Here is a 24897-nt window from a genome sequence, read left to right as displayed (position 1 = left end):
GAGGCACAACACGATGGATTACATGAAGCTGGCAGTAGAAAAAACGATCGAAGGCATGGATAACAACATCGGAGGTCCATTCGGCGCAGCTATCGTCAGAGGCGACGAGATTATTGTCGTCTGCAGCAACCGGATGATCGCCGATAACGATCCGACTCAGCACGCAGAAATGGTGGCAATCCGTGAAGCCTGCAAAAAGCTAGGGACTATGAATCTGGAAGGCTGCGTCATTTACGCCACATGCGAGCCTTGCCCCATGTGCGTGGGCGCCATCATGTGGGCAGGAATCAAGGAAGTGTACTACTGCTCGACGAACGACGATGCTCATGAGCACGGCTTTTCCGACAAGCATCTCCGCGATTATTTGTCGGGCAAAGACAAGAGCGCGCTGAACATGATCAAGGTAGAGAAGCGTGCCGACTGCGATCACTTATTCACGCATTTTCATAAAAAAGCCAACGTGTAAGAGACAAAGGAAACGATGAGGTAACGGTGTCAGTAGATAGGAACCATGATGGGGGCTGTTCTTCTGGCACTGCCTTTACCCTTTTCATTCATGCTTCAACCTGTACCATTCGGCTCTCAAAACAAACTCCATGATTTGCTCTCTTTTTTTGTAGGTAAATTTCAGAATTATTCGAGTTTTTGAGTGATCATCCATCTTTCATAATAGGAGCTGAGCGGAAATGGATAACGTACGAGGATTGCTTTGGAAAAAAGGCGACTGGGCCGCTTATTTTGGTCTACTCGCCAACAACCTGACCAATCTGTTGACGATGATTGCCCTACTGTTATTCGTCGTAGGCTTTCCGAAAGAAATCGTGTATGGGCGAGTCGTCCCTGCGTTTGGACTAGGAATATGCTTGGCCAGTATCTGCTATTTCGTGTTTGGTTATTATTTGGCAAAGAAAACGGGGCGAAGAGATGTAACGGCTCTGCCATCTGGGCCAAGCGCGCCCTCGATCTTTACCGTGACCTTTTTGGTCATTTTGCCAGTGTATTTGCAGACGAAAAACGCAGAATTTGCTTTCCAGATCGCACTCGTCTGGTGCTTTTTTGAAGCAATGATTCTCGTCGTCGGTTCGTTTTTGGGTGACACCATCCGTCGAATGATCCCGAGAACCGTTCTGTTGTCGTGTCTGTCAGGTCTAGGTCTGTTGCTTCTGGCCATGAACCCGATGCTGCAATCGTTTGAGACACCACTCGTGGCATTTGCTGTCCTCATCATCATTTTCCTCAACTGGTTTGGAAAATCACCTTTGTTTGCAAAGATTCCAACAGGCTTTCTCTTGCTCGCCACCGGAACCGCCCTGGCGTGGATCTTCGGCTTACAAGATCCGGCGGCGATCGCAGCCGCTATGCAGTCGTTTGGCTTTAACCCACCTTCCGTGCACATCGACAGCTTGATCCAAGGAATCCCGCATGCCCTTCCTTATTTGGCATCTGCCGTTCCGCTTGGCCTCGCGAATTACATCTTTGACCTGGAAAACATCGAGAGTGCACATGCCGCTGGTGATGAATACAATACGCGCAAAGTCATGCTGGCCAATGGAATCTCCTCGATTATCGGATGCTTTTGCGGCAATCCGTATCCCGTTACGGTGTATGTCGGTCACGCAGGATGGAAGTCACTTGGGGCTGGTATTGGTTACACTGTAGCAACGGGCTTGTCGATGTTTATCATTTCACTCTTTGGACTCGGCGCCTTTTTGCTGGCAGTCATTCCGGTAGCAGCGATTGTTCCCATCCTGGTTTACATCGGGATTGTGACAGCCAATCAAGTCGTTCGAGAGACTCCTAAGATAGAGGTGCCTGTCATCTTCATCTGCCTGTTCCCATGGATCGCCAACTGGGCGTTGACCATGGCAAATAACATACTCTCTGCGGCTGGAACGACGAGTAAGGCGGTGGGGGCTGCCGCTATGGCCAACAAGGGCGTTTATTACAACGGTCTCGTCCATTTAGGAAATGGCGCACCACTCAGCAGTATGGTGTGGGGCTGCATCGCGATATTTGCCATCACGGATAAGCCTTTGCGTGCCGCCATCGCAGGCGCGACAGCTTCCCTCCTCTCGCTCTTTGGGATCATCCACGCTCCGACCGTTGGCTTCGCGCAAGCTTCGTCCATGCAGTTCGTTTACGCGTATCTCATGATTGCCGCGATCTTCGTGGGGAAATACATGATTGATCGCAATGCGCCAAAAGTGCAGTTGCAGGAGTCGAATGTAAAAGCATAGCCCTATACGTCAAAAAACCTCTCCTGAAGGAGGGGTTTTTTTGCGTTTTCGAGTGCAGTTCAAGAATGCTTTACGAAAAAGTTACCATCACCGAAAACGGGCTTAATCTTTTTGTTTTAAAGTCAGAGGTGTTCAAAGGTACAAGACTTCGGAGGTGTATACAAACATGTTGCCTAGATTCAAAGCGATCACCGTTTTGGCTCTCAGTATGAGCATTCTTGCGCAAGGTCTGCCTGTAGCAGCAAAAGAGTTAGAGGATAAAGATCAAAAGAACGTGCATGGCAGATGGATGAAAGGGGAGTATCACGCTCATACTTTTCAATCCGACGATGCACAGCAGTCGCTAGAAAGTGTGCTCGACCATGCATTCACATATGGTATGGACTGGATCGCGATTTCCGATCACTTGAGAACATCTGCAAGAGATGACGAAGGGAACGCGATCGCGGGTGGACCCATTCCGTTGTCGCAGGGGATCATTCAATATCAAGCACCAAAAATAAAACAGCTACAGAGCGAGGGCAAGTACCGTAATAAAATCATCTTCTCGGGATTTGAATGGGACATGCCTACTTACGAGCACGTCGGGATTGGTATTGTCGGTGACAAGTCGGGATCCGAGAAAAGCTTGAAAGCTGTCAATCAGTTCGAGTATTTGTTTACCAACAGAGACGAGAAGATGTTCGATCCAAGGGACGTAGCTGCTTGGGAAAAGAAGGATCAAAGAGCCTACACCACAGCTCAAGACGCTCGTACCGCACTCGCATGGCTTGAGAAGAATTATAAGAAGAGCAGCTACGCCATTATGAATCATCCCTCTCGAAAAAAGGTGTATACCATTTCGGATTTCCGCGATTTTAACAATATTGCACCCAATGTCGCATTCGGTTTTGAAGGCATGCCCGGAAACCAAATGGAACCAGATCGAGGCGGCTTGAATTTGGACACGCCTGAAAATCGGACGTACGGCGGTTCCGATTACATGCTGGCTAAGGTTGGCGGTTCTTGGGATGCCCTTCTTGGAGAAGGACGACACTTCTGGAACTTTTCCAATTCGGACTCCCATTTCGAAATCAGTGATAACCGTCTCTACTCCAGTGGTTACTGGCCCGGTCAGTACGCGAAGAATTATACGTGGGTAAACGGAACCACCATGCAGTCTGTACTGGATGGCATGAGATCTGGCAAATCATTTTCTGTCTATGGAGATCTGATTGACGCATTGGATTTCCGAATTCAAGGTGGCGGCAAGGAATCCGAAATGGGCCAAGAACTTATTGTCAAAAAAGGACAAAAGGCGGAGATTACGATCCGCTTCAAGAGCCCGAAAAAGAATAACAACGGCGATCCTGTTCGTGTGGATCACGTGGATCTGATTGCAGGAGATGTAACCGGTAAAGCAGTGCAAGGCACACCTGCGTATAACAAGGCCACAAACGATACAACAAAAGTCGTGAAGCGCTTCACAAGCAAGGATTGGAAAACCGATCGCAATGGTTACAACGTCATCACCTTTACCTGGAAAGCGGATAAGAATCAATACTTTCGCCTCAGAGGAACCAATCTAGGGGTGAATGTCCCAGGTGAGACGAGCAACGGAGAGCCATTGATGGATCCCAAGACAGACATTGCGGACAACGAGACGCGATTTGCCGAGATCAACAAACGGAATTATCAAGACTTGTGGTTCTATTCCAATCCTATTTTTGTTACTGTGAAACCTGAGAAGAAGTAGGGGACAACTTTTTTAGGATGCAGGGGTTCGATTATTTACAAAAGGCAGTGGCTGTCTAGGACTTCCTTCTCGTCCGAAGCAGCCACTGCCTTTGTCTTTGAGCCGTACTTTTCGTCCTTCGGATATTGCCAAACCATTAGGGATCGGTACAAGCTCGTTGAGAAATTATGAGGTGCGGGGAATCGTACCTCCTGTCGGGCGGCAAGTGTGGGGGCATAAAGCGAAGAAGCACCCATAAGGGGCGCTTCGTTTTGCTATGGTAAGTCCAGTGCTGTCTGGATATTTTGTTGATCCAGCTGGATCTGTTCGACGACATTCCCAAAAGTGATTTTCATGCCTGCCGCATAAGTCGCCGCAACAGAAGGAGTAAACGCAGTTGATAGCAGCTTTTCAGCCTCGTATTGCCGGTGTGCTTCTTCCGGCAGCATCCCACGTTCGATCAGGCATTGAATGAAGGGCTCGATGTCTCCAGGGTCAGTAAATGTAATCGCTTCGTATAGCTGTGCGGCAATTTCGCGATCCACCTCAGGATCTAGGATGTTCACCTTATCACTGACCCGGCACTGAACGTCACTGAGTCCAATGCGATTGAAGTACAGAGGAAGTTTTAAGCCGATGTTGCCATCCTTACCGTATCGTTTGGCATCTCGTTCAAATAACTCTTGCAAAAGCCCAAGGGGAATGATTCTGGACTGATCAATTCCTTGGAAATGGTGGCTGGCCATATTGCCATTCCAGTGAGGTTCAAACGCGATTACTTTCCCACCAGTCTTAACACTGTCAACCATTTTCCTGAGCATTCGCATCGGCTCAGCCATATGAAGCAGCACTGCATGGCAAACCGCCAGGTCATACTTCTTATTGATGGGGAGGGAGAGGAAATCACCAACCACAAATTCAACTTCGTAGGGCAAATTTTTAAATAAATGCCGAGCATGATCAATCAGCTTTGTGCCAGCGTCGATCCCGGTATACGTCGATCCCTCTTTTAGAAAGGGGAGTAGCCGAAGCCCCAAATGACCAAACCCACAGCCAAAATCGATCATATGAACAGGCCTATCGATCTTCCATACCGTATCGACGAGAAACTTTAGATAATCGTCGTTGTAGTAAAGACTGGCCGACTTGTGCAAATACGCGATTTGACGATTCCAATAATATGGCTCCTCCACAGTCATTCTCCTTCCTATATTTTGGTGTTCCGTAGCCCACCATAAACATACAAGGATTTTTCCAACAACAATAGACTTATGTTAAAATTTGTAATAAACTATGATGTATCTATGTCTCAAATAAACATTCTTTTTTCAAATAATAGATGGAGTAAAAAAAGCAGATCGCCATGTGCATCTGCTTTTTCTCATTTAAGAAGATTTTTAATTCAAGTGGCACTATGAACCGTAGCTTTTTTCTCCGTTTTCCTAAAAGAAATAACCGCCTCCATAATGGAGACGGCATTCATCGAGCTCGTAGGTTTTAGGGTGTTACCGATTATCACGTGCGACGCATCTACCTCCGTTATGAAGTTAGAAGCCTACAACTGTGAACGGTTTCCCTTACTCGCTTGGGTGTTGTCTAAATCATCCATGGCACATCGCCTCCTAAAAGACTAAAGCCTGTTTGAAAACAAACACACCACCGAGCTCGATGACTTTATTATGGATCATCCCGATATTTTTATACGCATCGATTATCTTCTTCTCCAACACCAAGCAACAGCATGCAGTCGGTGGAGGACGGGGGTCCGTCGCTTTCAACAAAAGTGCAAGGAGCAACCAGAAAGTACGGGCAAAAAAGGCAAAAGGAAAACGAAGAGCAACCGGCAAGCAAAGGACTAATTCAAAAGGAAACGCGAAAATCAAAGGAAGTCGCAAAAAACGATAACCCAAAAAGAGCCATCATCCCTAGGGGAAAATGGCTCTTTTGTTGTTCGAACGCAGATTAATCGTCGTCGCGGACGGTTACTACCAGCCTGTCGCCAGGGCGAAGCGTGATCCGAAAGGTTCTGGAGTTGTTCCCGTTGTTCCAGTTATTCCAGTTACGACGTTTGGCACGGACGTTTTTCTTTTTCATGAAAATCCCCCCTTTGTCTATCTCCTTCCAGCATATGCAGGAGGGCAAGCCATGCTTGGATATATGGAATCGGACAAGTAAATCAATTTTTTGAGGAAGGATTATTAGTAAAAATATGGAAAAATATTAAAAGTGAAGAAGAAAGAGGGATGCTCATTGCGAAAAGGAATCCACCTCGTTGCTCTGTTGATGACGATGCTTCTGCAGGCGTGTAGTTCAGACACTGACATCGGAGCTTCCAACCCAACCATACATGAAAAAGAAAAAGAAAAATCCGTCCCCACCGTGGAAGCCAAAGTCGAACATTTTCTTTCATCCGATGACATCTCCATCTTCGTACAGAAGAAAGAGGGCAAGCCAAATGAACTGGTGATCTATTCGAGCTTGCCGCCGCGAGGACAGGAGCTGGAGAGAAAAATATTGGCCCTACGGATAGTGAATCAAGTCGTCCGTGATTACCCGAACACAACTTTCTTCAGCATTTGGGACGATAAAGAGGCAGCAGGCGTGATCGCAGCAAACGGTGACCGCGAATCGTCATGGGATGGCTACCTCCATCAAGTCGCCTTTGCCATTAAAAATGCGAAAGGTGTACGAGTATCTTACGCTTTGAGCATGGACGATTTTGAAAATATCTCTTTTGGAATGTCTCCCGTCGACTAGAGGCATTCCTTTTTACACATCCGTCCTGTTAATCGTATCCCGTGTATCCTGCAGCAGTTGCTCCGTGTACGTTTGATCGTACTTGCCCGGCTTCACGGGTACCCTTCTTTTCGACCGTCGAGAGATGGATTCGTAAAGAACCCCAAACAGCAAAATCCCACCGATCACAAGCGCAAGAAAAACCCACAAAGTCATCGAACACTCCTCCTTTTTTCCAACCCTCTGTTGTCAGAAATTTGGCTCGAAATGCGAAAAGTGTAAAGTGCTTTACTGATTCCATCTGAACTCTTCCTGTATCGTGAAGGTATTACAGCGATAGGCCATCTAAAACGGAGCGGTACAGCTGTGCTTCGTCCTCAATGACATACAAGCCGCCTTCCTTGGAGAGGATGTGCTTTCGTTCGAGTTCCTTCATCGTGTTGGCCACGGTCACACGCGAAGTGCCGACCACATTGGCCAGCTCCTGATGAGTGAAGCGGACGGTGATGACTCGTTTACCGTTTCCTTCTTTCCCGTACGTACTACCCAGTTGCATCAGGGTAAAGCAAATCCGCTGTGCAGCGGAGTAAAAGCTGAGCTGCATGGTGTGCGACGCGAGTATCCGGTTCTTTCCGTCGAGAAAACGGAGGACGTTGTGAGCGATGGTAAGGTTTGTTGAAAACGCTTCCTTGAACCGTTCGACTGGAACCTTTAGCAGGGTTGCCTTGCTGGCGGTAATCGCCCCGTTGTTGAAGGTGGGATGGTCAAACAGCCCGCATTCGCCGAGTAGTCCGTTTCGTCCAATGATGGCGATTGCTTTCTCATCACCAGAAGGGGTAGTCAAAAAGAGGCGAATGCGTCCCTGCAGAACCATGTACACGTGTTTCGCAGCATGGTCCTGATGAAAAATGGTTTCGTGCTTTTGGTAAGGGATCGATTGCCCGAGGGAGTAAACGTCTCGCCAGTCATAGGGGAGGTCCTCCATCCAGGGTGAGGTCTTGTCGTCGAAGAACGAAATCATGGTAAGTATCACTCCACAATCATTGAACAATAGAAAGAGGGATTGTTATGACGTTTCCATTTGCTAAGGAAAGAGAATATTTTCCGATTCTGAACGAGAAAATACAGCTGTCCAGCTGCTCGCAAAGTGCTCTCGGCCGCCCGGTAGAGGAAGCGATTGCTGCATACGTGGACACGCTTCGTTATACCGGGATGGACTGGAATCTGTGGATGGACAAGGTGGAGGAAGCAAAAGGACAATTCGCCCGTCTGATCAATGCCTCTCCTGAAGAAATTGCCGTCCTGTCTTCCGTTTCCGATTGTGCTTCCTCCGTAGCTACCGCTCTGGATTTCTCAGGAGAACGCAATCAGATCGTGACGACAGAGATGGATTTCCCAAGTATCGGCCATGTGTGGCTCGCTCAACAGAAGAGAGGAGCACACATTCAGTTTATTCCAGCAGCTGATTCGGTCATACCGCTAGAGTACTACAGCCAGTCGGTAAATGAACAGACCCTGATTACCTCGATACCGCATGTTTCGTATTACAATGGCTTCAAACAGGATGTGCGGAAAATCGCCGATATCGTACATGAAAAAGGTTCGTATTTGTTTGTGGATGCCTACCAGTCGGCGGGGAGTGTAGCCATCGACGTAAAAGAGATGGACATTGATTTCCTTACAGCTGGTGTTCAAAAGTACATGCTGGGAATCCCGGGAATTGCATTCCTTTACGTACGTAAGGAGCTGGCAGAAAAACTGGAGCCTGTGGTGACCGGCTGGTTCGGACGCGTCAGCCCGTTTGCCTTTGACATCAAACATCTGGATTATGCGCAGGGAGCTCGTCGCTTTGAAACGGGAACACCTCCGATGATCAATGGTTACGCGGCAGCAGCAAGCATTGGACTGCTCAACGAAATTGGGGTAGAGCGGATCGAAGCCTACTTGCAGAGCTTGTCTCATACCGCGATCTCCTATGCGGCAGAAAAAGGGCTGCGGGTCATGAGCCCACTCGATTTAAGCCAAAAGGCAGCCAATACCGCTATTTACATCCCGCAAGCGTCCAAAGCGGAAGCCATTCTCAAGAAAAAAGGAATTCTCGTATCCGCACGCAACGATGTGATCCGTATCGCTCCGCATTTTTACAACACGGAGGATGAGGTGAAGGCGGCGATCGACGCATTAGCTGAGCTGCCTGCCAGCCTGTAGGAGGGAACTGATGACTACTGCGTCCCAAGTAAAGACGATCGGGAAGGAATGGAGCATGATTTTGGCTGGTACAGCACTAGTCGCACTCGCGTATTACCTGTTCATGCAGCCGAATGAAATCACCGCTCCAGGCTTGGGGGGAGTAGCTGTCTTGCTCAGTTACTTTCTCCCCCTGTCACTCGGACTTATTTATTTTCTGTTGAATGTCCCGCTATTTCTCTTAGGCTACCGATTTGTCGGGAGAAAATTTGTCATCCATAGTTTGGTCGGCATGGTGAGTTTGTCATTGTTTCTGTGGTTATTTGCTTTCTTGCCTGGTTGGCATCAACCGCTGGCAGGGACGCTTCTCGGCGGGATCGTGAGTGGTGTAGGAATTGCCTTGGTTTTGCGCGCCGGAGGAACGACAGGTGGCGTAGATATTGCTTGCGTTGTGATCAACAAAATATGGCCAGCCCTCACCATCGGCAGAATGATGATTGCCATGAATGCATTAATCGTGATTGCTTCGTGGCTGGTGTCGGATGTTCTTCACTCCATTTTCACGCTCATCTCTCTTGTGGTGGCAGGGAAAGCAGTCGATGTCTGCATGGCATGGGGACAGCCAAAAAGAAGTGAATCCCATTCTGAGGTTAGTACGACGAGTTAATTCGCAATATTGCAAATCGAGAGTCATGAAGGGGAGGCGTACACGTATGAAGGATAAGGACAACTTTATCGAGCGTGAATCAGGTCTGCACCGAGGACTAACCAAGAACCAGCTGACGATGATCGGACTCGGGGGAGCGATTGGAACCGGGCTCTTTATGGGGAGCGCGATCGCCATCAATTACGCAGGGCCGGCAGTAATCCTCAGCTATGTGATCGCAGCATTTATCGCCGTTATCATGATGTTTTCACTTTCGGAAATGGCGGTCGCACATCCAACGGCGGGATCGTTTGGGGTGTATGCCGAAAAGTATTTGGGAGGTTGGGCTGGTTTTACCTCTCGTTGGACGTATTGGGCGGCACAGGTCATCGCGGTAGGCGGAGAAGCAGTTGCGGTCGGGATTTACATGACGTACTGGTTCCCTGACATTCCCGTCTGGGTCTGGACACTCGGGTTCGGAGCGGCCCTGATCTACGTCAACTCTCGCTCGGTTGAAAACTTTGGCAGCATTGAATACTGGTTCGCCATGATCAAAGTAGTTGCTATTATTGCCTTCATTATTTTCGGTGTGGCAGTCGTGTTGGGGATTGGCACGCCGGCAGTTGGCCTTGAGAATTTCACCAAGCACGACGGATTTATGCCGCACGGATTTGGCGGCGTATGGATGGCTGTGCTGATGGCGATCTTTAGCTTCGTAGGGGTTGAGGTAATCGCAGTGACGGCGGGAGAGGCAAAAGATCCGCGCTCGGCTGTCCCGCGTGCGATGCGGACGATGGTTGTGCGCCTGATCGTGTTCTACTTCCTCGCGATGGGCATCATGATTGCCGTCGTACCCTGGATTAATGCGGGTGCAAAGGAAATTGCCCAAAGCCCGTTTGTGCTCGTCTTCAATCACGTGGGGATTTCAGCTGCGGCAGGTATCATGAACTTCGTCGTCCTGACGGCGGCATTATCCAGCATGAATACCAATCTCTACATGACCTCGCGGATGATCTTTTCTCTGTCGCGTAGTGACTATGCACCGGAGGCACTCGGCAAACTGACCAAGAATGGGACGCCCGTCAATGCGCTCCTGCTGTCCAGTATCGGGGTGGCGCTGGCCGCTCTCATATCCAAAATTAGCCCGCTCGCTTACAACTATTTGTTTGGGATTGCCCTGTTCGGTGCCCTATTCGTTTGGCTCCTGACGCTACTCTCTCATCTGAAGTTCCGCAAGCAATGGGAGCAAAATGGAGGCGAAAAGCTTCCAGTCCGGGCTCCTTGGTTCCCAGTCCTGCAGATCATCGGGATCGTACTGATTGCGGCGATTTTGATCACCATGGGGCTGGATACAGAGTTCTGGAACGTCTCCTGGATTATCGGGGTACCATGGTTGGTGTTTCTCACGTTGATCTACTACACCAAGTATAAGAAAAAGCTGACGCAAACGCAGAAAGGTCAGTCTGGCAAAACGGCATAAAAAGCAATGACTTCAGTCCACCTCATCTTAGGTGGACTTTTTGTTATGTGGTTAAAAAGGGGGAGTCTGTAACAGCATGATAATTTGCATGGGGGTGAACAGGCTGAAATGCTTGAAATCTTTGATGAAATGGGCTTGATCGTAGTATCCGTGTTCGCTGGCGATATTTCCGGAGGTGGTCGTACGGTTCATCATAGACGAAAGTGTATTTTGAAAGCGAGTAATGCGGCTGTATTGTTTCGGCGAGAGTCCGAGCGTCTCTACAAACTTCTTGCGAATGTAGCGGGTAGAGAAGCCGATATCATCCGCTAGCTGATCGACGGAGACATTCCCTTTGGATTGATAGATTTGCTGCAAACAGTAGGGGAGCCATCCGTACGGTTGGTCATTCGACAGCAGCTTGGGCAACAAAAACCGTTCGAAATGGGCGATTCTCTGGGAAAACGAAGCTTTTTCCGCGATGTCATCACAGAGGCTGCTGACCCCGTGAACCACATCTCCCAAATGAAGCTGTCTGTCGATCAATTCTCGGAACGGAGTAGGAGACAGATGCAAGCTTTGCAAAGGGGTGAGACGAACCCCGAAATACGTGGCGCCTGCATGAAAGGGAATGCTTTCTCCTTGCAGGATGGTACCGCAAATCAGAGAGTGCGGCCGCTTGGGGTCACAGCAGATGAGCACGTCCATACAGCCATCAGGCACGACACGAATCGCGTCAACGGTCTTGCCCATGACGACGTATTGATAGAAAAGAACAGTTTGACCCAGATAGGGGACGAGCCTCTCTTGATAGCTACTAGTCTCCAGCCGAAAACCGTATTGGACAGGAGGCAAATTGGCGGCAATTTCAACGCGATTCATTCATCCATAACCACCTTTACAAAGTCATCGGGTATTCACAACAAGCAGTTACCTCTAGTATGAACCAAATGAAAGTAAACTGATAGTTCCGAAATTTACAATACAGCGTCCGATTCCTCCCCATAAAATGGACGTGCAAAGAGTTGAAAATGCGGGGGGATCTTCATGCAGAAAAAAATCATCATGTCCACGGCAGTATTCATGACAGCGCTAACATTTGCGACGGCGCCTTCTGTGCCGTTCGTTGAAAGGGTCAGCGCGCACGGAGGAGAGGCGGAATACCTTCCTCTCAAGCCGATGGTCGAGGAATTTGGCGGAACTGTCGCTTGGGATAGCAAGACGCAGACAGCGCAGGTCAAGAGGGACGGAACCATTGTAACACTAAAGCCCAATATGGTAGAGGTGCAAGTCAATGGTAAGACAGTCAAGCTGGAGGCTCCTGTCGTCAATAAAAACGGAACGCTCTATGTATCCCATCACTTCCTCAACGAAGTCTTCCAGTCACAGCTGGATCAGACGGTCTCCGTCCAAAAGGAAGAACACCCTCTTAATCCACTGACTGCCGAAGAAATCAATGCCGTAGTGAACGTCGTCAAAGCATCCGATTCCTATAAAAAGAGCCTGCGTTTTACGCAAATATCGTTAAAAGAACCTGATAAAGCCAAGGTATGGAGCTGGGTGTACGGGCAAAAGCAAGCATTCGAGCGGTCAGCGAATGTGGTCATGCTGGACGGAAAGAAAGTCATCGAAAGCGAGGTAGATCTCGTCACGAAAAAGCTCGTCTCCTGGAAGGAAATAGAGGGGGCACACGGGATGGTGATCCTGGATGACTTCCAGACCGTGCAGACAGCCATCGAGGAAAGCCAGGAGTATGCGGATGCTCTCAAAAAGCGGGGAATCAACGATGTGAAAAAGGTGGTCGCCACGCCACTCACGGTCGGATACTTCAATGAGGCGGATGGCTTGAAGCAAGATTTGCGGTTGCTGAAGGTCGTTTCCTATCTGGATGTGGGAGACGGAAACTACTGGGCACACCCCATCGAAAACCTCGTAGCAATCGTAGATCTGGAGCAAAAGAAAGTCATTAAGATCGAGGACGCCGGAGTGATTCCGGTACCGTTGAAGCCGACCCCGTACGATGGACGAAATCAGCAGGACAAGCAGAGCGTGAAGCCGCTCACCATCACAGAACCGCAAGGGAAAAACTACGGGCTCGAAGGTAACACCATTCACTGGGGCAACTGGGATTTCCATCTGCGTCTCGATTCCAGAGTAGGTCCCGTGCTTTCTACGATGACGTACAACGACAATGGCATCAAACGAAAAATCATGTACGAAGGGTCACTGGGAGGGATGATCGTTCCTTATGGCGATCCGGACGTGGGCTGGTATTTCAAAGCGTATCTGGATTCCGGTGACTATGGAATGGGCGTATTGACGTCTTCCCTACAAAAAGGGACAGATGTGCCTGACAATGCACAGCTTTTCGATGCCACCATTTCAGACAATGACGGAAATCCGTACACCATTCCAAAGGCTATAGCCATCTTTGAGCAATACGCTGGACCCGAGTTCAAGCATCAAGAGATGGGCAAAGACAACGTGAGTCGTGAACGCCGCGAGCTGGTCGTTCGCTGGATCAGCACGGTGGGCAACTACGATTATATTTTTGACTGGATCTTGTCTCCGAACGGCACAATCAAAATCGATGTCGGCGCGACAGGTATTGAAGCAGTAAAGGCAGTCAAATCGTCCACCATGCACGATGCGACGGCCAAAGAAGATACCCGCTATGGCACACTGATCGACCATAACATTGTGGGGACGACCCACCAGCACATTTATAACTTCCGACTCGATTTGGACGTGGATGGCGAGAGCAATGTGCTGACAGAGCTCAACCCACAGATCGAGAAAAATACGGCAGGCGGACCACGCAAGAGTGCTATCGTAACCGAACAAAAAACGGTCACTACTGAGCAGGATGCCATTCAAAACTTCGATCCTTCGACCATCCGTTTGCTTAGCAATCCAAATAAAGAGAACAAGGTGGGCAATCCGGTATCCTATCAAATCATCCCGTATGCAGGTGGGACCCATCCAGTAGCAAAAGGAGTCATGTTTAGCAAGGATGAGTGGTTGTACAACCGAGTAAACTTCATGGATAAACAAATCTGGGTAACGAAATACAGCCAGCCCAGACGAGCGATTCCCTGAGGGAAAATACCCGAATCGTGCCAAGACGGATACCGGTTTGAAGGAGTTCACCGCCAATAATGATTCGATCGTGAACACAGACAATGTGGTTTGGATGACGACAGGCACGACCCACGTCGCCCGTGCGGAGGAATGGCCGATCATGCCTACGGAGTGGGTGCACGCGATGCTGAAGCCATGGAATTTCTTTGATCAGACTCCTACCTTGGACTTGCCTGAAGAGAAGTAATTCCACGTTATATCAATCAAAGAATCGGGGGAGATAAAGATGGCACAAAACTACCAAATGTTCATTGATGGAAAATGGGTACATGCATTGTCAGGCAAGACCTTTGATTCGCTCAATCCAGCTACCGGGGAAGTAAATGGTGTGGTAGCAGAAGCTGGAGCAGAAGATGTCGATCTGGCTGTAAAGGCAGCCCGAAAAGCTTTTCAAACGGGACCATGGGCTGAGATGGCACCTGGGGATCGCGGTAGATTGTTATATCGCGCCGCACAAAAAATGTGGGAAAAGCTCGATTATCTCGCAGAGGTAGAATCCAGTGACAATGGTTTGCCCATCAACGAAACCAAGTACATCGCGATGCCTGCTACGATTGATGTGCTGGAATTTTATGCGGGGCTGGCGAACAAAGTGCAAGGTGAAACGCTAGCCTCCCAGGCAATCGATTCAACTATACGTTGCGTGAGCCAATCGGCGTTATTGGTGCCATCGTGCCTTGGAATTTCCCACTCATGCTGGCGATGTGGAAGCTGGCTCCAGCATTGGCAGCTGGGAATACCATCGTCATCAAACCGGCGGAGCAGACCCCGATCAGCATGTTGGAATTAGCGAAAGTCTTTCAAGAGGCGGGTATTCCCGATGGGGTTATCAACGTCGTCCCAGGCTACGGCGCGGTCGCGGGGGATGCATTGGCAGCGCATCCGGATGTGGACAAGATCGCTTTCACCGGTTCCACAGCGACAGGTAGATTGATCATGCAGGCAGCGAGCAAGCATCTCAAACCAGTTTCACTGGAGCTTGGCGGCAAGTCTCCGAATATCGTTTTTGCCGACGCCGAACTCGAAGACGCAGTCAACGGCGCACTCTTTGGAATCTACTTTGCCCAAGGACAGGTGTGTGCCGCTGGATCCCGTCTATTCGTGCAGGATAGCGTGTACGATCAATTCCTGGATGCATTCAGCAAAAAGGCGCAAACCATTCGGGTAGGAAATCCCCTGGACCCGATGACGCAAATGGGACCACAGGTATCCATGACGCAGCTGGAACGAATCGAGCACTATGTGGAGAAAGGCTTGGAAGAGGGAGCCAACCTCGTTCTAGGAGGCAAGCGTAATCCGCAGGCAGGGACGGGGTACTACTTTTCCCCAACCATTTTTGAGAACGTCACGAATGACATGACGATCGCGCGTGAGGAAATATTCGGGCCTGTCATTTCCGTCATTCGCTTCAAGGATGAGGAGGAGGCAATCAGGCTGGCCAACGACACGACGTACGGTTTAGCTTCCGGTGTCTGGACCAACGACTTGAAGCGGGCACATCGCATGGCTCGTGGTTTGCAGGCTGGCACCGTTTATATTAATACGTACAGCATGCTCGACAGTACGACTCCATTTGGCGGCACGAAACAAAGCGGTTTCGGTCGTGAGCTGGGGATGCAGGCGATGGATATGTATACACATACGAAGAGTGTCTGGGTGGACTTGGGCAAGCAAGGGTTGAACTGGTACGGAGTGTAGCATACAAAATGCATACGGAGTGGAAAGAATCACGGGGCAACCGTCTGTACGACGGTTGCCTGGCTGTGTTTATAAAAGGCAAAAGATGTTCCCAAGGTCGGATGAATCAAGTTTTGCAACTTCCTATATTTGTAAGCGTATAAATCCTATAAGGGATAGAGGGGGGATGAGTATGAAGTTGATTTAACAAAAACAAGCCAATCTACAGGGAATGTAGATCATCCCAATTTCGCAGAAGGATATATTGAGATGTTTCAAGACATTCCTAATACAGAGCAGCATCAAAAGGAATTTAAAAAAGGGGTTAACGAAAAGGAAGTGAAAGACTTTTTTGGAGATTTTCCTGTTTTCCATCTTACATGGAACGATGAGCTAGGTGAACATTCAGAAACCTTGACACTAAAATTTGTCGAACCAAAATAGATTTCAGTAACGAGACATAAGGAGCAGTAGGCACTCACGGAGCTATTCATTCATTGCAAATTAAGGTTCAGAGGGAAGTCAATGAGAGAGTTCGAAGTTTTAACAGTCCTATCTTGTACTGGGTACTCATGCGATTATTTTAGGTCTCAGAAAACCAAGAGACCCTATTCTAGGTGTGGAGCTAGCCGGGAAAGATATTACAGGGGGAGAAAAAAGTGAAAGAGTTGATAGAAGAGTACGGTCATGGGTACACGATGCTGCGACAAGTCATCGAAGGATTGAGTGAGGAGGCGCTTCGATTCAAGCCTGCACCGGACAAATGGAGTATCCATCAGATTCTCATCCACGTGACGGACTCAGAAATTTTGTCAACACATCGGTTGAAAAAAGTCTTGGCTGAGGAAGAACCACTGCTGATTTCATTTGACCAAAACGCTTGGGCGAATAACTTGGGGTATGATCTGCTGGACCGTGAACAGGCCTTGCTTCTATTCCAAATGCTGCGTTCCAGTATGCAGACTATACTGGTCCACCTGACGAGCGAACAAAGCGAGCGGGTAGGGGTGTACGCGGATGCGGGACGGTTTACCTTTACGCAATTGCTGGAATATCGCGTCAATCATGTTCGTGACCATCTTGCCCAGATAGAACGGGTGAAGGAGGCGTATCGTCTTTCTGTCTAATTTCCCAATAATGGTAACTTTATACCCTCTTTTGCAGTCTTTTATATGATTAGCAAAACGACAACGAGAGGGGACAGAGCAGATTATATGGAAATGGTCTGGAAATGGGGAAGTGTAATCGGAACAAGCATGCTGGAACTCTGGGCGGCAATCCCGCTGGGGTTTGCCTTGCAGCTTTCCGCAGTTGTCACAGGAATCCTAAGTGCGATCGGAGCAATGGCTAGTGCCGGGATTGTCATTTTCTTGGGAGGATCACTTCGCAACTGGTTGGTAAAACGGATGGAAAAAAAGGGGAAAAAGCGAGGGCGCATGGTCCATATTTGGGAGAAATATGGAGTGATCGGCCTGGGATTAGCCTCGCCGTTACTAACGGGAGCCCCTTTGGGAGCGGCCATTGGCATATCGCTGGGTGCGCCTACGGGAAAGCTAATGTGGTGGATGTCGGTGGGTATCGTCATATGGAGCGTAATTTTGACCACTGCCGTATCCTTGGGTCTTCTGCAGTTCTTGAGTTAATCTTTTCCAACAAATAACAGACCGGAGAGCATATTTTACAGGCTCTACTCGGTCTGTTTTTTAATAAGAGAAACCTACTTTATTCGACTATCGGGAATGACAAATGAGACGGTTGTTCCTTCGTTTGGCTTGCTGAGAATGGACAGGCCTTGACCGTACAACTGTATCAATCGTCGATTTGTATTGGAAAGTCCGATCCCGCCTTTTCCCTTCATCGCTGGACTCAAAAGCTGGAGAACCTTTTCTTGTTCCATTCCCTTGCCATTATCTTTGACTTCGATAAGGGTGGAGCCTCCCTGACGAGTAATCCGTATATGAACCGTACCGCCATTTTTCTGACTGAGGATCCCGTGCTTGACAGCATTTTCAATCAACGGCTGGATCGAAAGCGGAGGGAGAAGCAAGTCGATGTTGGGGTCAACTTCCCAAATGATAGACAATCTGTCCTCAAACCGTTCTTTTTCAATATACAAGTAGGCTTCAACAAGCTCCAGCTCATGGGAAAGCGCGACCAGTTCATTCGTATTTAGAAAATCAAAGCTGATCCGTAAAAAGGAAGCAAAAGCATCCCCCAGATTCTGCATTTTCTCCGTGTCTATATCACTCAAGGCCATAATGGAATTAAGCGTGTTGAATAGAAAATGAGGGTGAATTTGTGCCTGCAAGTAGGCGGCTTCTATGCGTAAGCGTTCATTGATAGATTGCTTTAGCGTGGTCAATGCCCTGATTCGGTATTTTAGTTCTAGCGCATCTACTGGCTTGGTCACATAATCGTTCGCTCCTGCCGAAAATCCGGTATAGATATCAGCAGGCTGACTACGTGCAGTGAGTAGCAAAACGGGAAGCTCTGATACCGAGTAATGCTCGCGTACTCTCTGCGTCAACTCGTAGCCGGACATGTGCGGCATCATGACATCGGCAATCAAGAGATCCCATTGCTGTGTGCCTAGCAATTCCAATACTTCGCGTGCCGAATTCGCTGTTGTGATGGTATATGGTTCCGTCGACAGGATTCCCACGAGCACTTTCAGATTTACCGGGTCGTCATCCACTGCAAGAATGTTCACCTTTCCATCACTTAAAAGAGGTGGGGTAACTACGGTCGTAGCCAATTCGCCAATTGCGCTGTCTGGAAAAATGAATCCAAGGGACCTTTCTTCCGCTCCATCCGCTATATGTTGGGAAGGAAGAGCGTCTTGTGACAAATGGACATCCGACAAGTTGGCGATTGGCAAATCAAAACTGAATACGGAACCTTTACTCAACTCGGAGCGAATGGTAAGCTCACCACCGTGCAATTCTACCAGCTGTTTGCAGATGCTAAGGCCCAGTCCGATTCCTCTTCCGTCGCTTACTCCATAAGAGCCCTGTTCATAAGGGAGAAATACACGCGCCTGTGTCTCCTCATTCATGCCGACCCCGGTATCAGAGACATGAATGACAACTCGTCCCTCTTGAATCTCGGCGGCAACGGAGATCTTTCCTTCTTCTGTATATTTGAGAGCGTTATGCAATAAGTTATACAAAATTTGCACGAGTCTTTTTTCATCGGCCATGACAGGCTGCATCGATTCTGCTATGTCCACTTGTAGATGGATTGGCCTGCCATCTACCATGAACTTCAACATGGCGATTACACCGGGAACGATTGATTGAATTTTTAAGGGCTCTTGCTGCAGGACAATACGGTGTTCCTGGAGGCGTGCGACATCGAGAAGATCGCCAAGCATATGTGACATGCGCTTGCTTATGGTGATAAGCAGTTCCATGTCTTTAAGGCTTTTTGTACTCATCTTCTCTTTCTCATTCGTTACAACGGTCTGAGCGATGTTCATAATACCGTGCAAAGGAGTTCTCAGTTCGTGTGACGTATTGGCGAGAAATTGGTCTTTCAGCTTGTCAGCTTGCTTTAACTGTTCGTTGAGTTTCGTGTTTTCCATAGAATGACGAAAGAATTTTTTGAACCAGTACGTAGAAAAACCAACAATGGCTGCAATGATATCGAATGGGTAGTAGACGACTGTAACCTCCCGATAATTATTCCATAAGCTCCAAAGAAGGTTAGACATAATGCCCGCTGCGCATAGTAGCAAGAAGACAGTGTCGATGTCTGCTTGCTTCCTGAAGATCATCGTTCCGATTACATAAACAAACCAAACAAAAGGGAAGGTATAGAAGAACATAAATATCCCTAATGCAACCGATCCATTCACCAATGGGGCAGTTGCAGCTAATAGAAATCCTGAATAAGAGACGAGCGCCCAAGTGTACACTCGCAACCATCCATTGTTCGAAGAAGCCGAGGAGAGTCTGCGAAAGACAAGAAGAATGAAAAACGTTTGCCATACGAGGGAGAGCAATTTGATCTTCAACGCCCATGTGTAATTGATCGGCAGCCACAGCAAGAGAATGTTATCATGACCAGCCACAACCGATACTGCGACCGCTATCGTCAGCAGGCCGAAAAGAAACAAGGCCCGTTCCCGAGGATTAAATAGATAGAGAATGAATGCGTATAAAGAGTGAAGCATCAAAACAATAAAAGTAACCAATTGAAACCCGATGGAATACCAGCGCACGTAATCTATCGACGCCTGAGAGCCAAAGCGAATGGAGCGTATAATCCCACCGTTAAAAGGATCTTCAAAGTTGGCTACTCGAATAAGTAATTCTATCTCTTCTGTACCTTCAACAGCGTACGAAGCTGTGTATGAGATATTTTTTGGGGAGTACTCCTGTGCATTCTCAGCAGGTTTTCCGATGTCCGCCTCGTTTTGACCGTTTATTTCCAGTCCGGATGAGGCTTGTATTCCACGAACCCAAAAGGAGACAGGCTGCTGTAGCGGATCTACTAGAATGCGTAGCCGATACGTTCCATGCCCATACGAGTGCTCCGCCCCACTAGACAGTGCGCTGCTCCAGTCTCCCGGAACCTGAATGTTGCGGAATTGGCTTTCCTTCAGTGGTACGTCCTGATGAGAGACGAATTGATTCGGTAAGAATTGCCACTCGCCATCCAGAGGGATCGTGGGTGAATTCTCTAAGTCCCAACCACGCATGTCAATTACACCCGTGACAGCACGAAGGTGCTCCCATGTAGAAAAGATCTCGGACCAAGACCATCTCAGGCCAAGGAGAACGATAAGGAATAGGAAAGTTGCCGCTATATATCTTAGGGTGGTTGGATTCAATATTCGCATCATCATACAAAGAAATTTGACTTAACTAGCGTTTATTCCTTTTTTCATGCTCCATGATTAGAAATAGTATAAAAAAAGCAAAAAACAACACAAGTAGGCAGCCGGCATAAGTGGACCGGCTGCCTTTCTCTTACATACGGTCAGGCGTAGGCAGCCCAAGCACCGTTAGGGCATCACTAATTGTCTCTTTGAATTGTAAGGTCAGCCATAGTCTCAATGTTTTTTGATCTTCGCTCGCTTTAAGAATGGGACAAGATGCGTAGAAATTGTTGAACAAGGTTGCCAACTCATGAGCATAATTGCACACGACGTTTGGAGACAATTCGGTATAGGCGACATATAAAGTATCTTGCCAGTTAGCTAAATGCCTGAGTAATACGTGTTCAGCTTTTTCTATCTGATTGATTTCGCCTGGAACGAGTGGTTTACTGATTGATTCATCCTCAGCTTTGCTTAAAATACTGACGGCGCGAGCGTGAGCATACATCAAATATACCCCTGAATTTCCCGTAGTTTCTGTTGCTTGTTCCATATCGAAAACGACCTCTGTCGATAAATGAAAGCGGAGAAGGTAGTAACGGATCGCCGCTGCCGCGATGATTCTACTCGATAGACCTTGCTTGTTTGAACGTTTCCTCTCAATGATACCTTCCATTAAGTCGAGTAATTCGGATATCTTAACCCCAATTCCTTGTCTTCCGGACATGGCGTAGGAAGCTTTTCCAGCGGAAGTATCTATTCCTAGCTCTTTTGCGGCTGATGGACTTAGGGAGACTACGCCATAGCTTACGTGTCTGAGCTTCTCAGCCTGCGCCGTGAAACCTAAAATATCAAGAGCCTGTTTAACCATGGCTTGAGGGTATTGCTGGCGATAGTCGATTACATTAATGACCATATCTGCTTTGCCATAAGCGGAATCGGTTCCAGTGCTATGCGTCGACCATAAGCCTTCGGAAAAGCGCTTATACAGGAAGTCCTTATTTAGTAATCCAAATTTCCACAGATGGTAAGCAATATCTTTTGCTGTATAGGTCAAAATTCCATTGGAACGAACTAAAACCTTGTCTATGTTATGTTCTGGATCACTATCTTCGAATTCAGAGGAAGATTGTTTGAGTACCCAGCATCCTTCGAGCTTTCCGGAAGTTTCCTGATAAAAATGGGATGTTTGTTTCAGCAGGTCGAATGCCGAATCCCAGAAACCCTCTCTAACGATATTGCTTTCCCATACCAGCAAATCATAGTGGATGCCAAATGCATTCATTTCTTCGAGATGTTCACGAACGATTCGCTCAGCCACGAGCAATCCGACCCAAGATAAGTTCTCATCCCCCTCCTCGAGCGAATGGAGGACTTTGGTTCGCTGCTCCATGAGCTGTGGATTTAGTTCATATTCCTTGTTTACTTGAGAATATATATCCCAGGAGAAGTCCCCAAAGCGTGTGTGCTCTTTCTTTAGGGGTACATTCAATAGCCCTACCACGGTATCAGCTAGCTGATTGCCTAAATCGTCGATATAATTGTGCACTTCCACGTTATATCCGACACGCTTTAAAAGTCGCACAAGAGCATCGCCAATACATGAGTTTCGTAAATGTCCGATATGAGCTGACTTATTTGGATTAATCGAAGTATGTTCGATTACTACCTTATCACCAGAATTCGTAGGAAGGACAAAGTCCCTCTGTGCCCATTGTCCCCAGTCGATGTACATATTGATAAAACCTGGCGGAGCCACTTCGATTTTCCTAACCAATTGATCTATGCTGCCGTCCTTTTCCAGCCTGTCTTTCAACATCTCCGCTATTTGAATGGGTGCTTTTCGTAATACTTTCGCTAGTTGCATGGCAATATTTGTGGAGTAGTCGCCATGTTCCAAATGAGCAGGTTGTTCTACGGAGATTTTCACGTCATCTGTATAGTCGAGACCTAGTTCATGAAACAAGCTTTTCGTAGAATGCTCTAAGCTCCTGACGATCGATTGGCTGATCATGATAGCTCCTCCTCTCAAAATAAAAAAGCCCTCGTCTCCATAAAAGAGACGAAGGCGTATGCATTCGCGGTACCACTCTTGTTGTCAAACTTTCGTTTAACCACTCAATAAGATAACGGTCTTTGCCGTGACTTCCTACTGTGACGTTCAGAAGTCATTCTCGTGGGGGCGCTTCGCTTATTGACTCCGTACCGGCTCTCACCATCCCGGCTCGCTTGAACTTACGTCAACAGTTACTATCCCAGTCATGGAATATGTTGTATTTCAAAGATAGTATATCCATTTCGGTGAAAAATCAACAGCCAACATGTCATTCAAATAAATAAGTATAGAACTATCAACGAATCTCCTATACCAGCAAGTCTCGCAAGGCTTCTTCCAAATCGGTATGAGCAAAAGTAAAACCGTTCTCCAGAAGCTTTGCAGGAACACAGTTACGGCCAGTCAAAGCAAGACTCGGGTCTGTCCGCATGACGAGATAAGCTCCCAGCCAGACGAATGGGGCAGGCGTAGGAGGGGCCCAGCCCTTGTTCAGTACTTTGCGGAGCGTCTTCATGAATTCTCGATTGGTTACCGGTTGTGGACCTGTGGCGTTTAGGATGCCGCTGACTTCTTCGTTCTGAATGGCAAACAAAAACATCTCGTTCAAGTCATCCACATGTAGCCAGCTGATGTACTGATTACCTGTTCCCACGGTCCCACCCAGACGCAGCGAAGCCAGCTTGGCGAGTGGTTCGAGTGCGCCCCCGTTTTTCCCCAGTGCGAAACCAATCCTCAGCATTACTTTTCTCGTCTGAGGAAGGACGCGCTCAAAAAACGCCTCTTCCCACAGCTGGCAGACGTTGACCGAGAAGCCGGTACCGTGTGGGGCACTCTCGTCACATTCCTGATCGGTATCCCCAAAGATGGCGAGCGAGCCTGCCTGCACAAAGGCTTGAGGAGGATGTGCACTACTTAGGATGGCATCTGTCAGGACACGAACGGAGTCCAGTCGAGAGCGAATGATTTCGTCCTTGTTTTTTTGTGTGTACAGGCAATTTACGCTTTTGCCCGTAAAATTGATAACGGCATAACTCCCGCTGATCTCATGTGTCCAATTACCGGGAGTGGCTCCGTCCCAATGTACATGACGGATGGGTTGGTCGTCGTGAGAAGTGCCTCTCGTCAGGATTACGACCTCATAGCCTTTATCCATCAAAAAACCAGCCAAGGCGTTCCCTAGGAAACCGGAACCGCCTGCCAAAACAATTTTTTTGCTCACGATTTCATCCCCTCTCGAAACCTCGCTTTATTTCTAGTAGATTCTGTAGTTGCTCTGCGTTATATTGTACTGGAACAAACAGGAAAAAGACATGTGGGATTCGGAGGGAAGCGTGAGGAGGTTCGTCCACATATGACAAAGCGCAAGGTTCTTTTGCTGGGCGGAAGCGGCTATCTAGGAGCACAAATTTTTCGGCACCTCAAGCAAGATCAGGAGAATGAGATCGTGGCTACTTGCTTTTCTTCGCCCATGCGTTCTGCATTGAAGCGCGTCGATGTGAAGGATGCCTCTTTGTTTGCAGGCTTGCTAGACGAGTTCTTACCTGATGTGGTCATTTGGTCGCTCCTGGGGAAGGACAATATTGACGCACAAGAATTGATTTCAAAAGGCATGCAAACGTTGCTGGAGTTTGTGTCGGAAAATTCAAAAATAATTTATCTTTCCACCGACGGTGTTTTCGGGCAAAAGACCGGTCCCTTTCAGGAAGAGGAGGAAACAGAGCTACTCGACGAAAGGAATCCGCTGGCAGGCTATTGTCTCGCAAAAATAAGAGGAGAAGAGCTTGTCCGCGAACGGAATGAAAATCATCTTATTTTACGCTTTGGTCCGATCTACGGGAAAAACGATGAAGGTATGTGGGACAAAAGGGTAAGAGCGTTGGCAGTCGAGCTGGAACAAGGACGCGAAGTCGTGCGCACGGGAAACTTGTATAAAACCTTTATTCATGTTGACGATTTGGCGCGGGCAATAACCGAACTCATGCCGAGCTCATACACGGGTACCTTGCATCTAGGGCCAGCTGAAAAAGAGAGCTACTACACGTTTTGCAGGAAAATGGCGCGAGGACTAGAACTCAATCCTGATCTGGTAAAAGAAGACGAGCTAACAGTTGAAAAGGCAAGTGAGCTGGGAATCCCGTTAGATACGTCGCTCCATACGAATAAAGCTCGCGCGATTTTACAGACAACATTTCGGAATGTATAGAAGAAGGAATAAAAGGAGT

21 protein-coding genes, 2 pseudogenes and 1 other annotated feature are annotated in these 24897 nt (G+C 48.1%); of the genes and pseudogenes, 15 read left to right on the top strand and 8 right to left on the bottom strand.

The genetic code is table 11. The features are described from left to right. Positions 1-13 precede the first annotated feature (13 nt). The 3 genes from AN963_RS12055 (at position 14) to AN963_RS12045 (ending at position 3972) form a co-directional block, all read left to right on the top strand. On the top strand, positions 14-466 hold the full coding sequence (locus AN963_RS12055; RefSeq protein WP_055744844.1) for a nucleoside deaminase: 453 nt from the start codon (positions 14-16) through the stop codon (positions 464-466). Positions 467-686: 220 nt separating this feature from the next. Beyond that, positions 687-2237 (top strand): SulP family inorganic anion transporter, encoded by a 1551-nt coding sequence (locus AN963_RS31925; protein WP_055744843.1) that lies wholly within the window; start codon positions 687-689, stop codon positions 2235-2237. Between the two features lie 166 nt (positions 2238-2403). Beyond that, entirely contained in the window at positions 2404-3972 is a 1569-nt protein-coding gene (locus AN963_RS12045) for a CehA/McbA family metallohydrolase domain-containing protein (RefSeq protein ID WP_055744842.1), read from the top strand. A gap of 254 nt (positions 3973-4226) precedes the next feature. On the opposite strand, the gene AN963_RS12040 is transcribed toward AN963_RS12045, so the two are convergent. Together AN963_RS12040 and AN963_RS32270 are read right to left on the bottom strand one after the other, a co-directional pair. Next, entirely contained in the window at positions 4227-5144 is a 918-nt protein-coding gene (locus AN963_RS12040) for a class I SAM-dependent methyltransferase (RefSeq protein ID WP_407922544.1), read from the bottom strand. Positions 5145-5913: 769 nt separating this feature from the next. Next, positions 5914-6045 (bottom strand): hypothetical protein, encoded by a 132-nt coding sequence (locus tag AN963_RS32270; RefSeq protein WP_269084395.1) that lies wholly within the window; start codon positions 6043-6045, stop codon positions 5914-5916. Positions 6046-6201: 156 nt separating this feature from the next. Here AN963_RS32270 and AN963_RS12025 point away from each other — a divergent pair, with 156 nt between their 5' ends. Further along, the gene (locus tag AN963_RS12025) at positions 6202-6708 is read left to right on the top strand and encodes a hypothetical protein (RefSeq protein WP_055744838.1); all 507 of its coding nucleotides are present in this window, start codon (positions 6202-6204) and stop codon (positions 6706-6708) included. A gap of 12 nt (positions 6709-6720) precedes the next feature. On the opposite strand, the gene AN963_RS12020 is transcribed toward AN963_RS12025, so the two are convergent. Both AN963_RS12020 and AN963_RS12015 read right to left on the bottom strand, forming a co-directional pair. Further along, the gene (locus tag AN963_RS12020; RefSeq protein ID WP_055744837.1) at positions 6721-6903 is read right to left on the bottom strand and encodes a hypothetical protein; all 183 of its coding nucleotides are present in this window, start codon (positions 6901-6903) and stop codon (positions 6721-6723) included. 112 nt (positions 6904-7015) lie between these two features. Continuing rightward, entirely contained in the window at positions 7016-7708 is a 693-nt protein-coding gene (locus AN963_RS12015) for a Crp/Fnr family transcriptional regulator (protein WP_055744836.1), read from the bottom strand. Positions 7709-7755: 47 nt separating this feature from the next. Between AN963_RS12015 and AN963_RS12010 the strand changes: the two genes are divergently transcribed. Genes AN963_RS12010 through AN963_RS12000 form a run of 3 tightly spaced genes read left to right on the top strand, consistent with a single transcriptional unit; the run spans position 7756 to position 11000 of the window. After that, complete coding sequence (locus AN963_RS12010) at positions 7756-8895, top strand: aminotransferase class V-fold PLP-dependent enzyme (protein ID WP_055744835.1); 1140 nt, start codon at positions 7756-7758, stop codon at positions 8893-8895. 10 nt (positions 8896-8905) lie between these two features. Further along, positions 8906-9541 carry a YitT family protein gene (locus AN963_RS12005; protein WP_055744834.1) on the top strand — a complete coding sequence of 212 codons (636 nt, stop codon included), beginning with the start codon at positions 8906-8908 and terminating at the stop codon, positions 9539-9541. A gap of 46 nt (positions 9542-9587) precedes the next feature. Then, entirely contained in the window at positions 9588-11000 is a 1413-nt protein-coding gene (locus AN963_RS12000) for an amino acid permease (RefSeq protein WP_055744833.1), read from the top strand. Positions 11001-11051: 51 nt separating this feature from the next. Here AN963_RS12000 and AN963_RS11995 read toward each other — a convergent pair whose 3' ends face one another. Then, entirely contained in the window at positions 11052-11861 is an 810-nt protein-coding gene (locus AN963_RS11995; RefSeq protein ID WP_055744832.1) for a helix-turn-helix domain-containing protein, read from the bottom strand. A 165-nt stretch (positions 11862-12026) separates the two neighbouring features. Between AN963_RS11995 and AN963_RS11990 the strand changes: the two genes are divergently transcribed. The 7 genes and pseudogenes from AN963_RS11990 to AN963_RS11975 all read left to right on the top strand — a co-directional run bounded on the left by AN963_RS11990 (position 12027) and on the right by AN963_RS11975 (position 17440). Beyond that, complete coding sequence (locus tag AN963_RS11990; RefSeq protein ID WP_236707964.1) at positions 12027-14078, top strand: copper amine oxidase; 2052 nt, start codon at positions 12027-12029, stop codon at positions 14076-14078. A 37-nt stretch (positions 14079-14115) separates the two neighbouring features. After that, the gene (locus AN963_RS31920) at positions 14116-14307 is read left to right on the top strand and encodes a copper amine oxidase (RefSeq protein ID WP_236707963.1); all 192 of its coding nucleotides are present in this window, start codon (positions 14116-14118) and stop codon (positions 14305-14307) included. Between the two features lie 39 nt (positions 14308-14346). Beyond that, positions 14347-15818 (top strand): annotated as a pseudogene (locus AN963_RS11985) (aldehyde dehydrogenase family protein). Between the two features lie 249 nt (positions 15819-16067). After that, complete coding sequence (locus AN963_RS31160; RefSeq protein WP_161827276.1) at positions 16068-16241, top strand: hypothetical protein; 174 nt, start codon at positions 16068-16070, stop codon at positions 16239-16241. 86 nt (positions 16242-16327) lie between these two features. Beyond that, a pseudogene (locus AN963_RS31915) lies at positions 16328-16431 on the top strand (NAD(P)-dependent alcohol dehydrogenase); the annotation flags it as partial. A 25-nt stretch (positions 16432-16456) separates the two neighbouring features. Next, on the top strand, positions 16457-16924 hold the full coding sequence (locus AN963_RS11980; RefSeq protein WP_055744831.1) for a DinB family protein: 468 nt from the start codon (positions 16457-16459) through the stop codon (positions 16922-16924). Between the two features lie 87 nt (positions 16925-17011). After that, on the top strand, positions 17012-17440 hold the full coding sequence (locus AN963_RS11975; protein WP_055744830.1) for a small multi-drug export protein: 429 nt from the start codon (positions 17012-17014) through the stop codon (positions 17438-17440). A gap of 74 nt (positions 17441-17514) precedes the next feature. On the opposite strand, the gene AN963_RS11970 is transcribed toward AN963_RS11975, so the two are convergent. The 3 genes from AN963_RS11970 to AN963_RS11960 form a co-directional block, all read right to left on the bottom strand. Beyond that, the gene (locus AN963_RS11970; protein WP_407922552.1) at positions 17515-20643 is read right to left on the bottom strand and encodes a hybrid sensor histidine kinase/response regulator; all 3129 of its coding nucleotides are present in this window, start codon (positions 20641-20643) and stop codon (positions 17515-17517) included. A gap of 127 nt (positions 20644-20770) precedes the next feature. Beyond that, positions 20771-22633, bottom strand: a complete 1863-nt coding sequence (locus AN963_RS11965; protein WP_055744828.1) for an arginine--tRNA ligase — start codon at positions 22631-22633, stop codon at positions 20771-20773. Positions 22634-22674: 41 nt separating this feature from the next. Continuing rightward, positions 22675-22891: a binding site (T-box leader), on the bottom strand. Positions 22892-22982: 91 nt separating this feature from the next. Then, entirely contained in the window at positions 22983-23894 is a 912-nt protein-coding gene (locus tag AN963_RS11960) for a TIGR01777 family oxidoreductase (protein WP_055744827.1), read from the bottom strand. A gap of 132 nt (positions 23895-24026) precedes the next feature. On the opposite strand from AN963_RS11960, the gene AN963_RS11955 reads away from it, so the two are divergent. Continuing rightward, the gene (locus tag AN963_RS11955) at positions 24027-24878 is read left to right on the top strand and encodes an NAD-dependent epimerase/dehydratase family protein (protein WP_055744826.1); all 852 of its coding nucleotides are present in this window, start codon (positions 24027-24029) and stop codon (positions 24876-24878) included. Positions 24879-24897: the final 19 nt, after the last annotated feature.

The organism is Brevibacillus choshinensis, from assembly GCF_001420695.1.
Classification (GTDB): Bacteria; Bacillota; Bacilli; order Brevibacillales; family Brevibacillaceae; genus Brevibacillus; species Brevibacillus choshinensis.
Note: the sequence above shows the minus strand (reverse complement) of the source record. Positions and strands in the feature narration are given on the sequence as shown.

Coding starts and splice junctions, on each gene's coding strand:
- AN963_RS12055 (WP_055744844.1), top strand. CDS start 14: ATGGATTACATGAAGCTGGCAGTAGAAAAAACGATCGAAGGCATGGAT.
- AN963_RS12000 (WP_055744833.1), top strand. CDS start 9,588: ATGAAGGATAAGGACAACTTTATCGAGCGTGAATCAGGTCTGCACCGA.
- AN963_RS12005 (WP_055744834.1), top strand. CDS start 8,906: ATGACTACTGCGTCCCAAGTAAAGACGATCGGGAAGGAATGGAGCATG.
- AN963_RS32270 (WP_269084395.1), bottom strand. CDS start 6,045: ATGAAAAAGAAAAACGTCCGTGCCAAACGTCGTAACTGGAATAACTGG.
- AN963_RS12020 (WP_055744837.1), bottom strand. CDS start 6,903: ATGACTTTGTGGGTTTTTCTTGCGCTTGTGATCGGTGGGATTTTGCTG.
- AN963_RS11995 (WP_055744832.1), bottom strand. CDS start 11,861: ATGAATCGCGTTGAAATTGCCGCCAATTTGCCTCCTGTCCAATACGGT.
- AN963_RS11990 (WP_236707964.1), top strand. CDS start 12,027: ATGCAGAAAAAAATCATCATGTCCACGGCAGTATTCATGACAGCGCTA.
- AN963_RS11955 (WP_055744826.1), top strand. CDS start 24,027: ATGACAAAGCGCAAGGTTCTTTTGCTGGGCGGAAGCGGCTATCTAGGA.
- AN963_RS11975 (WP_055744830.1), top strand. CDS start 17,012: ATGGAAATGGTCTGGAAATGGGGAAGTGTAATCGGAACAAGCATGCTG.
- AN963_RS31160 (WP_161827276.1), top strand. CDS start 16,068: ATGTTTCAAGACATTCCTAATACAGAGCAGCATCAAAAGGAATTTAAA.
- AN963_RS12045 (WP_055744842.1), top strand. CDS start 2,404: ATGTTGCCTAGATTCAAAGCGATCACCGTTTTGGCTCTCAGTATGAGC.
- AN963_RS11970 (WP_407922552.1), bottom strand. CDS start 20,643: ATGATGCGAATATTGAATCCAACCACCCTAAGATATATAGCGGCAACT.
- AN963_RS31925 (WP_055744843.1), top strand. CDS start 687: ATGGATAACGTACGAGGATTGCTTTGGAAAAAAGGCGACTGGGCCGCT.
- AN963_RS12015 (WP_055744836.1), bottom strand. CDS start 7,708: ATGATTTCGTTCTTCGACGACAAGACCTCACCCTGGATGGAGGACCTC.
- AN963_RS12010 (WP_055744835.1), top strand. CDS start 7,756: ATGACGTTTCCATTTGCTAAGGAAAGAGAATATTTTCCGATTCTGAAC.
- AN963_RS11965 (WP_055744828.1), bottom strand. CDS start 22,633: ATGATCAGCCAATCGATCGTCAGGAGCTTAGAGCATTCTACGAAAAGC.